The following is a 14,414-nucleotide window of genomic DNA, read 5'->3' as shown; positions in this document are numbered from 1 at the left end:
TAGTGCCCTGGTTTAACTGGCTCTCGACAAAAATTTGCCCCCCTGCAACTGAACCAGTTCCTGCACCAGTGCCAGGCCTATACCCGTACCCGGTGTTGCGGTCCTATCGCCAGCCTGATAAAAGCGATCGAAAATATGGGGCAGATGTTGGGCTGAAATGCCCAGGCCCGTATCGGCAACAGTGAGCCGGATATGGCCCGAGGCTTCCGCCAACGATACGTTAATAGTGCCGGCCTGAGTAAACTTGAGCGCGTTGGCCGTCAGATTATAGACTATCCGTTCCAGTTTTTCGGCGTCGAACCAGTAGTCACCAGGCACTTCCGAGTCAAACGTCAGGCTAAGGCCCTGGGTAGTTGCCTGATCTGTTAAGGGATTCAGCCAGTGCTGGACAAATTCGGTGAGGTTCCCTCTCGACTCGTGGATGGGCATGACGCTGGCTTCCAGTTTGGACAGATCCAGCAGTTGATTGATCAAACCCAGGAGCTGATGGGCATTCTGTTCAATGGTTTGTAATAAACGTCGGCGGTTTTTGGGCTCTACCTGCTTGCTCATTAGCTGTTCGGTGGGCCCAAGGATTAGCGTTAAGGGGGTCCGAAACTCGTGGGTGATGTTGGTAAAGAAATTGGTCTTGATCGTATTGACAGCCCGAAGCTGATCAGCTTCCTGCTGTGTGAGGGCAATCTCGCGTTGCTGCAAGGCCAGTGATTGCCGCAGTCTTACCCGGTTGGCATAGACGCTCACCCCCGCCATGCCTACAGCCATCAAGCCCAATACATACAGTAGGTACGCCCACCAGGTAGCCCACAAGGGCGGTTGGATGGTAATCGCCAGCTTACGCACATGCCGACTCCACCGGCCCGAGGTGTTGGACGCATTGATCAACAGGACGTAGTTGCCCGGAGGCAGGCTGGTATAAACGGCCTCGGGCCGGGTTGCCTCCTTCCATTCTTCTTCCAGCCCCTCCAGCCGGTAGCGGTAACGATTCTTGGCGGGTTGGTTGAATTGCAGGGCAGCAAATTGCAGGGTCAGGTAATTCTGGTTATGGGCTAAGGTGAGCTGGTCAGTAGCCTGAATGGGTAAGGTGCCCAGAACGGACGTTCCCAATAGCGATCGGCTGGCTGACGTAGTGGTGTCCGTGCCATCGGGAGCTAGCAGATCAGGCTGAATGACCTGATTGTTTACTTGAAGTTGTGTTAATTCAACCCGGGGCTCAAAGGTATCCTGACCAATCTGCCGGGGATTGAACAGGGTGAACCCTTCCAGACCACCCATCAGAATGTTTCCCTCGGGGAACCGGACGTAGTGGTTGCGGTTAAACTCGTCGGCCATGATGCCGTCATCCCGGGTAAAAGTCTGGATGGTAAACGTCCGGCGATTCATCCGGCATAAGCCCTTGTTGGTACCCATCCATAAATACCCGTAGCGATCGGGCAAGACCGAGTACACCACATTGTTAGGTAGACCGGTGGCCTGGGTAAACCGGCGAAACCGCCCCGTTCGTTTATCGAACAGGCACATGCCACTGCCAAAGGTGCCGATCCACAGCCGATTCGCGTCGGCAGGATCGACCGACAGGCAGTAGAGCGAGTTGCTGCTCAGAGAGGTGGTATCGCCGGGCCGGTTGACAAATTGCCGCACCTCGCCATTATGGCGGTCGAGCCGCCAGAGTCCCCCCACCTGACTGGCCAGCCAGAGCGCCTGCTCATCGGCAACCAGCTCTGTGATGGCACCCGAGGATAGGCTGGTAGGGATTGGATATTGAAACCGGTTCCAGCGCTGGGTCGGCTCATCGAACCAGAACGCCGTTGAGTCATACACCGCCCAGACACGGCCCTGTGGATCGGTGGTCATGGGACAGGGAATGATATACCGATATTCCGGGTGAATGCGAAAGGGAATCGGAAAACGCTCTAACTGGCTCGTTTTCCGATTCAGCCGATAAAAATCCAGCGTGCGTACGTTAAACCAGAAACGGCCTGCCCTGTCGAAGGTGGATCGAAAAGAATATTTGTCTGATCCCTGCAAGGTGGCCAGTACCGTTGGAGAAACCGGGGGAGTCCCAACGAATCGCGGGTGAGCAGGTCCAGCGTAAAATTACGCTGATACAGGCGCTTCTGGAAAGGGCTCGGCTGTAAATCGTAGGTCCGGATACCAGCTCCCGTGGTGCCCATCCATAAGACATTGGTCCGATCGATGAGCAAACTCCGGCACTCCTCGTTGGGTTTGTCCCAGTGGGCCACGAGCTGGACGCCTTGCTGGTCGGTAAACCGAAACAGGTTACGAATCCGGCCGAAATAGACCGTCCCCTGCCGGTCTATGGCCGTACGAACGCCTGGCCAATCGTTCCCCTGGGCGGGCAATCGATAGGAACGCAATTGGCCTGTACGGGGCTGTAGCAGGGTTAGGTAGTGCCGGGAGAAGAGCATCAGTTCGCCGGTCGGTCGTAGCCGAACGGCACCTAACGAATCTTCGGGCAGCGACTGGGCATTGCCCGGCTGGTGTCGCAAGTGGGTAAAACTGTGGGTGGCTTCCTCAAATCGGTCGAGCCCGTTTAACGTAGCCAGCCAGATCGTTCCGTCGGCCCCCTCCTGTATATCGAATATACCATTGCTGCTGATAGAGGACGCGTGCCGGGGTTGGTGATGAAACCACCGTCCCTGTTTTTTTTCAGATCCCAGCTAAAGAGGCCTGTTCCAAATACGATTAACCAGAGTCGATCCTTTTGGTCGATGCGTAAATTATACGAAATGCCGGGTTTGACCATTCGGCGAAAAGCAGCTTGCCGGGAGATATTGGTGAAGGTTTCCGTACGGGGGTCGAAGACATCGATATCCATCCGCTCGGAAAGGATCCAGATGCGCCCGTGTCGATCCAGTTCAAGTTGGTTAAGTCCGGCAAAGGAGAGCGAGGGGCGTCCGTCGGGGTCGGGTTGAAAGACTTTAAACCGCTGGCCATCGTAGCGACAGAGGCCATCGCGGGTGGCCACCCAGATGAAGCCCTGTTTATCCTGAAGAATATCGGGTACAAAGGCCTGGGGTAGTCCCTGGCGGTCGGTGATGACCTGGGGCTGGGGTAAGGGAACCGACTGCGCCCTGACCAAACCGGGTAAGGACAGCGTAATCAACAGCATGACTAAACCGCGTGTGATAGCAGGTATGTACTCGCTCATGCCGGAATGACTAACCTAACGTAACTACCCCTCTCGCCTGGAAGTAAACCGTTAAGCCAAGCCTGTTTATTACGTTGAGAGAATTCGGGGAAAGTCCTTTACAAAGCTACTCTTTTTAGGATAAAATCAGCTTTTTTGTCTACGAAAATGAGTTGAGTTTACCCGAATATGGGTTGGGTATCGGCTTTAGCCGCGTAATGCACGGGTTCCTGACGCCAGTCTATCTGTAGTCCTACGTTTGCGATAGACAGGTGGCCTCATTTTATTCATTTCGCGATCAGCCTGCTCCCGCTTTCGGACTATTTTTTAGAGATGATCCCTACCTGGGTAGCGTTAGCGAAACCGAATCAAAAGGGTTTCCGAGAACCACCCTCAGCAGTTGATCACTACCTGATTTTTCCCAACCCCGTATCTCAACTCTTTTTATTTATTACCCATATCATAGGCTCAGGCTGCCAGGATGGTTTACAGTACTAGCCGTATGACCGCCTATGCGGGCCACTTTTGGCCTTTTTCATGTGCCGCGTATGGTAGCCGGTTTACACCCTGCGTAAAGCGTTTAATGTTGGTTATTTAAGGATATAAAGCGCGAAAAACAGGTTTATTGGAATTACATGATGAAGCGGATTTATATGAGCAGTTTTTACTAAACAATAAATGATCAAATCGACATACGTACGCTTTCTTTTGTTGAACAGAATTTATTTAATAACTTGTCTTGCAGTATATAATGCTTATGCTGAATAAGTATCTCTAAGCGTACTTAAGTGTTGATTTGATTATACACAAATTTTTTACTTCAACAATCGGATGTTACTGGTATGAATTTATTCAGAACATACGTAATTATAATCTTTGATTCCTTAAAATAGACCAGAATAGGCTAACCTTATCCCTGTCGGCAATTAATGGGAATAATTCATATTGATACTAAAAATGGATAATATCTTCAAAGCTGAAAGTGGTCATAAGAATAATTTTGATTTTGTACGATTTATTCTAGCTGTTTTAGTGGTTTTTTCGCATTGCTATGTAATTTATTATGGCAACGTTAGTGAGGAACCTTTCGAGCAGTTAAGCAAGGGACAACTAGCCTTGGGCACTTTTGCTGTAAACTGCTTTTTTATCATCAGTGGGTTTCTGATCACTCAGAGCTGGGAACGTAGTGAAAACTTTCTCGCTTACCTAAAAAAACGGGTTTTACGTATATATCCTGGTTTTATTGTCGTATGCTTTGCAGGTGCCTATATTTTTGCGCCCCTGGGTCTTTACGTCATGCGGTATCCAGAATATATGGTTCAATACTGGTCATATATAGACGTGCCCGATTTAATACTAACCACCCTCAGGCTAGGTACCCCGCTGTTGCCAGCTACTTTCAAAAATATGCCCTGGCCTAATGTTGTGAATGGCTCGCTTTGGTCCATACCTTATGAATTTGTCTGCTATCTGATCATTCCTCTTTTATTTTTTTCCAAACGTAAATTCACACTTTGGACCGTTATTATTATAGCAATAGGATGTAATATTTATGATTATAATATCTATCACAAATCTGATTTAAAAGAGATTTGGCAACACTGGTTTATACCTGTTGATTTTCAATTTTTTTTCAATAATGTGACTATAAAAGTTTTACTGAATTTTGAACACGTAGTTTATCCATTTATTGCCGGAATATTTTTTTATACCTACCGAAACTATATCCCCAGTTCAATCTATTTAGTTATTCTATCAATTATTATTCTATCGATTACGATTTATATAGGGAAATATTTTGAAATAATGCAGCCTATCTTCGGTTCCTATCTCTTATTCTACTTTGTATTTAATCCGCACATTACGTTTCATAATTTTGCTAAATATGGCGACTTTTCGTACGGGGTTTACTTATACGGATGGCCTGTACAGCAACTCGTAACCCTTTACTTCGGAGATACGCTAACTGTATGGGGTATTTTTTTTATAAGTATGTTATTTACTTTGCCCCTGGCCGCTTTAAGCTGGTATTTTATAGAGAAACCTTTCCTGTCGCTTAAAAAGAAAAAGCTGAAAGTAGTTAGCCTTGACGTAGCTAGCTAGTGCTGTCTTGATCTGACTATTAATTCCCTGCCCCGTCCCCTGAAGGGGAGCAATTCAGCCTTGTCAGACTCCCTCTTCAGGGGACCGGAGGTGGATAGATCGCCCTGCAATCGGCACTTCGTTTATTTCTTACGGCCAATGCGTTTATGACGCCAGACCGCAATCACAAGGGTATCGGCATGTGGGTGAGTCGGGTTGTTGGCCAGCAGCCGTTTTTTTATCTCATACGCTGTCAGATACTCGTCTACGAGCCCATATTTGTTTATGTCTGTCGGCAGAATTGGCTCGTTAAATCCGTCACAGTTGGTCAGAACACTTACTCCAAACTCGTTGTCCAGCAGTTCATATCCCATAAATTCATAATTATCCACCACGACAGATTTACAATCCTGATCAGGACTGATGACAAGACTCAGTAAATTGAACGTATCGACGTTCTTACGTTTCCGCAAAACATATGCCTCAGATGTAAAGAAGCCGGTTTCCCAGCGTTCGGTACAATAAATGTAGTTCCAATCGTCTGCCTGACTATAGTCTGGCTCCACTAAAGGTTCGTTTAACATTCCATCGAGGGAAACAACCTCCGTTACGTGTGGCAGCTTGATCCATTTCATATAATTGTCCCAGTTGCTGCTGGTGGTTTTGTCAAACACACCGAGTGCGGTATATAAAAATGTCATCTGTTGCATGACTAACCGTCGTTTTTCGAGCTGATTGGGTTAACTTATGTTCGTACCAACCCGCGCTCGCCCAGAATTGTATCGTGGACGATCAGCGGGTTTAAGGTAATACGACAAGTTTACCGGCCGCTTGATTGCTATCCATATATTGGTGAGCCTCAACTATCTGATCCAGCCTGAACGTCCGACTGACGGGAATCTTCACCTGCCCCGCTTCGACCTGACGAATGAACTCCTGAAACACCGCTGTGGGACTGGTAATCTGACCGCTGTCGTACGTTGTCAAGCGAACCGTAGCGGGTATAAACTCCATGGGCGCAAAGTCAGAAATTGTCCAGCTTTCCGCCAGCATACCGCTCATGCAACCTGTGCCGCCGGGCTTAAGACAACGTAGTGAATCATGAAGGGTAGATGTGCCCACCAGCTCCAGCACTTTATCGACACCATCCGGATAAATAGCCCGTACGGCTTCGTTTAGCGACCCATTATCGATCAGTACGTGGGCCGCTCCGTAGGTACGTAAAGCATTCTCTTTCTGAGTGTTGCGCGTCGAGGCTAGTACGGTCAGCCCCGCCAGACTGGCCAGTTGAGTCGCCAGCATGCCCACCGATGATGTTCCGCCCCTGATCAGCAGAGTTTCACCCTTCTGAATAGCCAGAGCCGGATGCAATGAACCATAAGCCGTTTGAAACATTTCAGGAATCGCTCCCAGTACCTCCCAGGGCAACGTACTCTGGAACAGACGGACCAGGCGTCGGGGTAATACCGTATACTCGGCATAGCTACCGTCGAAATCCCGGCCCATTCCGCCCATCAGCGCCATAACGGATTGCCCCTTAGCCAATTGACCGGAGGGGTCTGCTTCAACTTCACCGACGCACTCGATACCCAGCACTCGTGGAAACTGAACAGCGGGCGAGTAACCTTTCCGGGTCATTAGCTCCGAACGGTTCAGGCCAAACGCTTTAACCCTGACCAGAATCTGGTCATTGGCTGGAGTTGGAACAGGGCGCTCCTCCAGGATGAACTCTTCTGCTGAACCCGGGCGATATATAACGGCGGCTTTCATAACAACGACAGGTTAAGGCTCGTACGACCTACTTATCACGCTGCCCGTCTGCAATGCAAATGCAGGCGGGCAGCGTGTGCGTATCATTGACTAAACCCGACTGCGGCCCGGTGAGTTTAATGCGTACACAACTAAATAGCCTTATGATCCAGACGATTGATCTGCCCGACGACCGCATACTGGGCTATCGCATTGATGGCGATATTACGGTAGCTGACGTAACGCCCCTGATTGATCAGGTCAAAAGTAAAGCCGCTCAGCATCCGGGCAAATTACGGGCCTACGCCGAATATATCAGCATAGGGTCTATTACGCCCCAGGCTTTTTGGGAAGACCTGAAGGCCGACGCTGCGTATATGAGCGCTTTTGAGAAAGCAGCCGTGGTTACCGATAAAGATTGGGTTGGCTGGCTGGCCAGAATAGGGAATCTGTTCCCTGGCCTGACCATAAAGGTGTTTCCGTTTTCGGAACGGGAGCAGGCCATACAGTGGATAACCGACTAGTTGTCGGCGAAAACACTGGCCTTACCACGGGCTTATTCCTGTATCAGGAGCGTTGTCGTCGCTGAAAAACTGGCCCGTTGGCCCATCGGGCCCTAACGTAGCAGCCTTGACCAGGCGTGCTGCCGCATCCGGTACGGTACCCGGACCACTGTGATGGTTGAAATCGGTGGCGGTATAGCCCGGATCAACTACGTTAACCTTAAACGGCGTATCGCGCAGTTCATAAGCCAACACGATGGTATACGCATTCAGGGCCGCTTTGGAGCTTGTGTAGCAAGCGTGTTTTACGTGGTAATACTTCCAGTTGGGATCGCTGTGCAGCGTCAGCGAGCCCAGGCCAGAGGTAACGTTGACGATCCTTGGTTCCTGAGAGGCTTTCAGCAGGTCGATAAAAGCCTGTGTGGTTTCGATGGCCCCGAAAAAATTGGTTTCAAACACCTGCCTGAACACGCCAATATCGGCACTAGCCGCCGTTTGTGAAAAGCCGCCACTGATGCCAGCATTGTTGATCAGAACATCCAGTACGCTGACTTTCTGGCCCAGTGCCTCACGCGCGGCTTTGATGGAATCGAGCCTGTCAACGTCGATGGTAATAGGTTCTACATTATCAAATCCTTCCTGTTTTAATTGATCGACCGCCTGTTGACCTTTCTGCGAATCACGGCTTCCGAGGTATACGTAGTAGCCTTGTTGCAGCAACTGCCGGGCCGTTTCAAAACCGATGCTTTTGTTAGCTCCGGTAATCAATACTGTTTTCATAATTCATCTGTTTGTGATGGAACAAAACTACGGCGTTCCGCACAGGCAGTTGAAACACATTCTTCGGCATTACTGGTACATTTCACGGGTGGCTGCCCGATACTCCGCCGGGCTAAGGTCGGTTTCCCGTTTGAAGAAGCGGCTGAAATAGGACGCATCCGAAAAGCCAAGCTCGAAAGCGATTTCCTTTAGGGCGTGTTGCGTATGAAACAACATACGCCTGGCTTCCAGCACCAGCCGTGCATGGATGTGGGTAATGGCCGGTCGGCCGCTCTGGGCCTTCACCACCTCGCTCAGATATCCGGCCGACACATTGAGCAGGGAAGCATACTCACTCACCTGGTGCAATTCGCGAAAGTGTTCGTCAATCAGGGCCTGGTATTTCTTCAGCAGCAGTTTATCAACAGAAAACGGCTCGTTCGCAAACTGCTCGGTATACAGGCGGCTCAAATAAGTCAGCAGCACCGTCAGGTAAGCCGTTACCAGACGTTGCTGCCATTCGCCGGGACGGATATATTCGGCCTGTATCTTCGCCAGTATGTCTTCTGTAAACAGCACATCGTCGGCAGATAGTCGTAATTCGTGGGCGTTCTGTGGGTTACGGATCAGGGGCAGATTGCCGAGCGCAGTGCTCTCCTGCAAGGCCAGAAACTCGCTGGTAAATGCCAGAGCAGTGCCCCACATGGGCTTGGGTTCTTCTTTTACGGTGAGCTGGTTCGGCGAGAATATGTAGAACGTGTTGTCTTTCGTTACGTAGGGCGTCATGTCAACCCAGTGTCGGCTGTCGCCCCGACGGGCAAACACCAGCATGTAATAATCCTTCCGGTGCGGAGCCAGTAATTCCGACTGATGCGTCAACGTGCCGTCGAACCGGACCATACTAAATAGCTTGCCCTTAAAGACTGGGTCCCGATCCAGGGTATAAATCGGTACCGATTGGTCACTGCTGGTTAGAATCATTCCTAAAATTAAGGCCGATATTGTGATTTTTTGCCCTCGTAGCAGCTGTTGCCTGTAGAAAAATGTCTTTCAGGCAGTCATTACGTACCGAGACCATGAATAGCCCCGCAACGTAACGACAGCTACCGCCCCTCCACAATGGCGATTTCTTCGTCGGTCAATCCGTAGAGCGCGTAAAACAATTTTTCGATTTCCGCTTCCAGCGCCGACGTATCAGCCATCGGCTCAGCCGCTTTGTTTTCGTTGCGTCGCCAATTCTATTTTCAATCTCCATACGTTAACCAACTCCCTCTAACCATCCCTGACGTACTACGAGACCCGCTTATTCTTCCATTAATCCAATTACCTTCACTTTTACTAAAGTAGCCAGTTTACCTACCAATTAATAGATTTGTAAGCACATTCAGCTATTATACTAAATATATATTTAAATTTGAAAATATATAGTAACAAACCTGTACATCGATACGCTATGAAAATATACTACCGCATGGCATTAGGATTATTACTTTTCCCCTTATTGCTTCGCCTGACTTCGCCTTCACTGTATACGAACGGGTTAGGGGATGATCCATACGCAGGGCCTTTTTGGGCTATCTTGCTGGATATCAGCAGCATGTGGCTTATGCTCGTTTTCGTGATTATCTACACGCGAGTAATTCGCTGGTTTCGTTCCCGTGCGTAACTAAGTTGACTTCATCAAATCTAATACGTAACCTACGTTCGCTCGGTTAAGGTAGGTTACGAGTCCTGGCAGACAACTCTATCAGGACAGAAATGTAAAATCAAATAGCGTAAAAATTATATTATTGAAAGGCATTTTGGGCGTTAGCTTACGCTTGGTCCCAGGGATGCGTATGCAACAAGATGACATAATTCAGTACCGATTCCAATTTTAACCGTACCCGCCGTAACCTATGAGTGATTTTTCCATTCCGTTAATTTACGTAGTTGATGACGATCCCGATGAACACCTTTTGTTGCGAATTGTGTTTGCCAGACAGTTTAGGCAGATCAGGCTCAAGTTTCTTAGCTCTGGCAATGAACTATTCACCCGACTTACGCACGAGTTAGACGGCCAGCTACCGGATCTGATTCTGCTCGACTTGCATATGCCGATCCATAACGGCTATGAAATACTACAATTGCTCAAAAATAATAAGGACTGGCAGTCCATACCAGTCGCAGTACGTACTGCCTTTGCCGGCAGCACCAGTATACATCGATGCGATACGCTGGGCAGCGACATTGTTCTCGATAAAGGGTATAGCCATCAACGATTAACCAATTGGATACAAAACAGACTCAAAAATCCCGTTAGTCAGGAGGGATAAATACAGAAAAGGCGTTCATACTCACGAACGCCTTTTCTGTACGATTTAGCTGGTAGCCTTACCGCTCTGATGAATGGGTCAAGCTCCTTCTCTCTATTGCGGAAAGAGAAATTACTGCCATCAATGTTTATGAACCGCGGTTGTTACGCCTGAGGGAAGTTTTTGCGGTGCAGTCGTCGGACCTGAAATCGTTATCTTGCCCTTATCCACCTGCATACGGTCGATACAAACCACCCGGTCATCTCCCGTTTTTTCAGTTCTCGCATGGTAAACACAAAACATTTCTTTGCCGTCGGGCGAGTAGGCTATGCTGTTGTGGCCCGTTCCTGTTACCGTTCCTCCCTGTTCTGTATTTTTCTGCAACACGGGGTTGTTAGCGGCTTTTTTATACGGACCTAAAGGCGATCCAGACGTAGCGTAACCAATGGCATAATACCGACCACCGAAATGATTGGCCGAATACATCATGTAATACGTATTGTCCTTCTTAAACGTAACCGAACCTTCTGTCCAGCGCCGGTTCACTTCGCGGGCCGTAACCGACCGGCTTTCCCATTCCGCCTGAGCATCGCTGCGGGCAACGGGAGGCCGAAGTAATAAAACCGGTTCGCCAATGACGCCAGAAAAATCGGGTTTGAGTTCGACGCCGTAAACCCAGCTTTCCTCAACCTCTTTGAACCAGCCGTTTTTACGAGCCAGATCAGCCACTTCACTATCAACCGGATGTTTGTAGCAACAGCGGGAATAATACAAATAAGCTTTCCCATTGGTATCAAAAAACACGTTGGCGTCGATGATAGGGTACCCAGGATCAAAAACAGGTTTGTTTGCCAGGTCAACAAAAGGACCGGTCGGCTTGTCGGCAACGGCTACACCAATCCGGAAATTTTCTACTTCCTTCGACGGATTGACATTCCACTGTGCACTGTAGAACAGGTAAAACTTTCCGTTCACCTCATACACTTCCGGTGCCCAGTAGGCTCCCTCCCAATTGGCTTTTGGATCACTCCAGCCATTTTTGTTGTCGTGAAAATACACCTGGCCTTCTGCCTTCCAGTTCACCAGATCGGTTGACGAATACGCGGCAAAGCCTTTATCCGCTCCTCCGCCAGTGCCATACATGTAATACGTACCTTTCGTAAACAAAACGTAAGGGTCGCCAAACTGTACAGGTAACGGATTGGTATACGTAGATTGGACTACACGGGTACTTTGGGCGGTTTGCGCTATGGATTGGCGCAACAACAAGACAGTGAAGAGGAAAAACAGAAATAGCGATTTTTTCATCATAACGATTTTTGTCGACGGCATTACGTCGTCTTTGGGAGCTCAATATAAATGAAACTCACTTAACGGACGTCAAAAGACGAGCTGTCAAACCAGTCAGACGAATTTCGCGGACCCACTTCACAATATCACCAGAAGGAATAACTGGCAGAATTTTCAGTTTTTATCGCACAGATTCAAAAAGCAGATGGGTACGCTTATCCGCAGCGTATAGATAGACATTTCCGAAAAAATGGATTTTGAGTGTCGGCTCCTAAGCGTACCAAACCCTGGAAACATCCATTATTGCCGACGTAATGAATGAAGCAAATCCCTGACGATCAATAGAGAGCAGGCTTCCACATACTTATTGTACTTTGTTTCAAAGGAACTGGCCCGTTTTTAGGCTCAACAAACCTGACTCGTACCTCAGACACTTATACGCCGGAAATCGCTTCCGGCGAAGATAAATGGGTGGCGGATATTATAAAATTCGAACTGGATAAGTTCAGGCATGCTAGTTAGTTAGCCCTACTGGTGATGCGATTCGTATCGACCAAACTGGAATCATACCCGTTCAAGACGCTGCCATACCGAACCATTCGCAGCCCGGCGCTACCCACTAATTGCCGTCTTTATGCGTACTGACCTCTACCGGAGCCGGGCAGGACCAAAATCCGTCGTTCGAATACCCATAGATTCTGCTATGGAGTTGACGAATCACCCAATTGACGAACATGATGCTAAACAATACGATCCACAACCAGGCAACATCGAGTAAAACAAGATAAACCGGGCCGAAAAAAGAATGGCTTTGGCTGATCTGATCAAAAACGTGTGGATAGAAAGATCTAAAAATTGATGGTGCAGAAAGTATACCCAAAACAGGAATGATAGCGAAACTTTTTTTCACGGGTTAGTTTATAGATAGTTGTTGTATTGACTACAAAACTTCCTGAAAGTCACCCGCAAAGCGAATCTAGCTAACAATACTTTAGCAATCCGGATTGCTTTATGAACTAGTACCGGCTCTGAAAGCGACGGATTAATCGAGTGGATACAATAGCAAGCGCGAAAAAGAACCAAATACACGTAATGTCGAGTAGGATAGCTAACAGTGGGCCGACAAAATAATCGTCTGCCAAAGGGCTTCTGTATAAATCGGGGCAGGTCGCTCGAATGAGCAAAGGAGATAGCAGTAGGCTTATAATCAGCGCAATAGTATATTTATTTTTCATATGGAATTCAACCCACAAATAAGGGCTCAGTACGTATTTTCTTTTACTTAATTATAGCGGCTTTATAGCTCATCCTGTTAATAATCAATACGTTGAGCACTTTCGTTGTACAACTACTCAATCCGTTTCGACTCATTTGTATATAAATGCCCGGCTCATATTGACCGGGCATTTATCGTTTATCCTCATAACCTGAAAAACTTTGTCCACAAATATAAAATGCCAATCGTTATATCAATATACCATTTAGTAAATATATTAACATAAAGTAATATTATAGTTAACCATATATTCATCTGAGTAACTTAAATAAATACTTCTTTGGCCTGGTATTTATCGAGCCTAGGGAATGATGATACATCCATTCAATTCTTAATAATACGTCCGTTACTAGCTTATCGGAGCTTACGGGCTTGCAAAACCAGTCTGGCAAATACGTACTGCATATTGGAAAGCCACAAAAAAACACCCGGCTCATCATGACCGGGTGTTTAGTAACCTTCCTCTTAAAACTAATTTAACCAACATTAATATGAACTCATATGAACTAACTGTACGTATCAACAACACTACAGCCGATTACATTTCCGGATAAAAATTATCAATAAATACGTAAGTTCCATTTATTTAGTTTTGTAAACAACAAAAAAACTTCACAAGTATAATAAAGCATTTGTTATATATACCCAAAAAATCAATAAAATTTAATAAATTAGTACACATTTCTTTCTGACAAATAAATTAATATCTACGAATTGTGTTATAATAACCTGATAATGAGTGCTTTTTAGCTCAAATGGGTTAACTATTTTTTCCATAGTGAAGTTACTTTTTGTCTCTCTAAACCCTGCTAACCGGCAACAGACTGTCGACTACCAATTAAATAGCTAATAAGCTAATTGTCAGTAACTTTAGAGCTTCGGTTACTGACAATATTTGTGTTTTATGCTGGTCCATCACAACTATGTATAGGCATATTAACAGGAACACAGCTTTGGTTACCGACGCAAATATAAAGCCATGCACTAGTTACCATAAACTCCATTTAATAAATAAAATGATATGATAATTTTAAAGTATATAACAGTCATTATATTGCAGGTATAATCTGTAACTTGTAAGACATGGATGTTAATAAACGACCTTTTTTACTTGGCCCCTGGCTATTATTGCTGGGCATGGCAGGGCTATTCCTCTGGTTTATCTATTTCGTCGTTTCACTACTTCCCCGGTAAGCACGCATCATGTATCCTTATAAATTAATGATCGTTGCCGACGGATTACGTTTCACCTCTCGCCATAAAACATACGGTGAGGCTTTGGCATTTCAGTTAGAACTAGAAGCTAAGTTGGG

13 protein-coding genes are annotated in these 14,414 nt (G+C 47.1%); 5 read left to right on the top strand and 8 right to left on the bottom strand.

All coding sequences use genetic code 11. The features are described 5' to 3' along the window. Positions 1 to 12 precede the first annotated feature (12 nt). From LN737_RS10020 to LN737_RS10010, 3 genes are all read right to left on the bottom strand, one after another. A complete protein-coding gene (locus LN737_RS10020; RefSeq protein ID WP_405518447.1) occupies positions 13 to 1,851 on the bottom strand; it encodes an ATP-binding protein in 1,839 nt (612 codons plus the stop codon). An 80-nt stretch (positions 1,852 to 1,931) separates the two neighbouring features. Continuing rightward, complete coding sequence (locus tag LN737_RS10015) at positions 1,932 to 2,594, bottom strand: hypothetical protein (RefSeq protein WP_405520365.1); 663 nt, start codon at positions 2,592 to 2,594, stop codon at positions 1,932 to 1,934. Next, positions 2,552 to 3,169 (bottom strand): two-component regulator propeller domain-containing protein, encoded by a 618-nt coding sequence (locus tag LN737_RS10010; RefSeq protein WP_405518446.1) that lies wholly within the window; start codon positions 3,167 to 3,169, stop codon positions 2,552 to 2,554. The genes LN737_RS10015 and LN737_RS10010 overlap by 43 nt, the downstream gene beginning before the upstream one ends. 936 nt (positions 3,170 to 4,105) lie before the next feature. Here LN737_RS10010 and LN737_RS10005 point away from each other — a divergent pair. Further along, positions 4,106 to 5,251: an acyltransferase gene (locus tag LN737_RS10005; RefSeq protein ID WP_405518444.1), complete on the top strand. Its 1,146-nt coding sequence runs from the start codon at positions 4,106 to 4,108 to the stop codon at positions 5,249 to 5,251. Positions 5,252 to 5,373: 122 nt separating this feature from the next. On the opposite strand, the gene LN737_RS10000 is transcribed toward LN737_RS10005, so the two are convergent. Together LN737_RS10000 and LN737_RS09995 are read right to left on the bottom strand one after the other, a co-directional pair. Further along, positions 5,374 to 5,940, bottom strand: a complete 567-nt coding sequence (locus LN737_RS10000) for a hypothetical protein (protein WP_405518443.1) — start codon at positions 5,938 to 5,940, stop codon at positions 5,374 to 5,376. A gap of 91 nt (positions 5,941 to 6,031) precedes the next feature. Continuing rightward, positions 6,032 to 7,000: a zinc-binding alcohol dehydrogenase family protein gene (locus LN737_RS09995; RefSeq protein WP_405518441.1), complete on the bottom strand. Its 969-nt coding sequence runs from the start codon at positions 6,998 to 7,000 to the stop codon at positions 6,032 to 6,034. 143 nt (positions 7,001 to 7,143) lie between these two features. Between LN737_RS09995 and LN737_RS09990 the strand changes: the two genes are divergently transcribed. Then, positions 7,144 to 7,503 carry an STAS/SEC14 domain-containing protein gene (locus LN737_RS09990; RefSeq protein ID WP_405518439.1) on the top strand — a complete coding sequence of 120 codons (360 nt, stop codon included), beginning with the start codon at positions 7,144 to 7,146 and terminating at the stop codon, positions 7,501 to 7,503. Between the two features lie 21 nt (positions 7,504 to 7,524). Here LN737_RS09990 and LN737_RS09985 read toward each other — a convergent pair whose 3' ends face one another. Together LN737_RS09985 and LN737_RS09980 are read right to left on the bottom strand one after the other, a co-directional pair. Then, positions 7,525 to 8,262: an SDR family oxidoreductase gene (locus LN737_RS09985; RefSeq protein WP_405518437.1), complete on the bottom strand. Its 738-nt coding sequence runs from the start codon at positions 8,260 to 8,262 to the stop codon at positions 7,525 to 7,527. A 69-nt stretch (positions 8,263 to 8,331) separates the two neighbouring features. Continuing rightward, complete coding sequence (locus LN737_RS09980) at positions 8,332 to 9,222, bottom strand: helix-turn-helix domain-containing protein (RefSeq protein ID WP_405518435.1); 891 nt, start codon at positions 9,220 to 9,222, stop codon at positions 8,332 to 8,334. A 472-nt stretch (positions 9,223 to 9,694) separates the two neighbouring features. Between LN737_RS09980 and LN737_RS09975 the strand changes: the two genes are divergently transcribed. Together LN737_RS09975 and LN737_RS09970 are read left to right on the top strand one after the other, a co-directional pair. After that, positions 9,695 to 9,907 (top strand): hypothetical protein, encoded by a 213-nt coding sequence (locus tag LN737_RS09975; RefSeq protein ID WP_405518433.1) that lies wholly within the window; start codon positions 9,695 to 9,697, stop codon positions 9,905 to 9,907. Between the two features lie 232 nt (positions 9,908 to 10,139). Then, entirely contained in the window at positions 10,140 to 10,556 is a 417-nt protein-coding gene (locus tag LN737_RS09970; RefSeq protein WP_405518431.1) for a PleD family two-component system response regulator, read from the top strand. A gap of 120 nt (positions 10,557 to 10,676) precedes the next feature. Here the strand turns inward: LN737_RS09970 and LN737_RS09965 are convergent, their stop codons facing one another. Then, positions 10,677 to 11,843, bottom strand: coding sequence for a glycoside hydrolase family 43 protein (locus tag LN737_RS09965; protein WP_405520364.1), 1,167 nt, complete (start codon positions 11,841 to 11,843; stop codon positions 10,677 to 10,679). Positions 11,844 to 12,459: 616 nt separating this feature from the next. On the opposite strand from LN737_RS09965, the gene LN737_RS09960 reads away from it, so the two are divergent. Beyond that, entirely contained in the window at positions 12,460 to 12,603 is a 144-nt protein-coding gene (locus LN737_RS09960) for a hypothetical protein (protein ID WP_405518429.1), read from the top strand. Positions 12,604 to 14,414 lie beyond the last annotated feature (1,811 nt).

This window comes from Spirosoma sp. KNUC1025, assembly GCF_045160025.1.
Taxonomy (GTDB): Bacteria; Bacteroidota; Bacteroidia; order Cytophagales; family Spirosomataceae; genus Spirosoma.
This window is presented reverse-complemented; position numbering and strand designations above follow the sequence as displayed.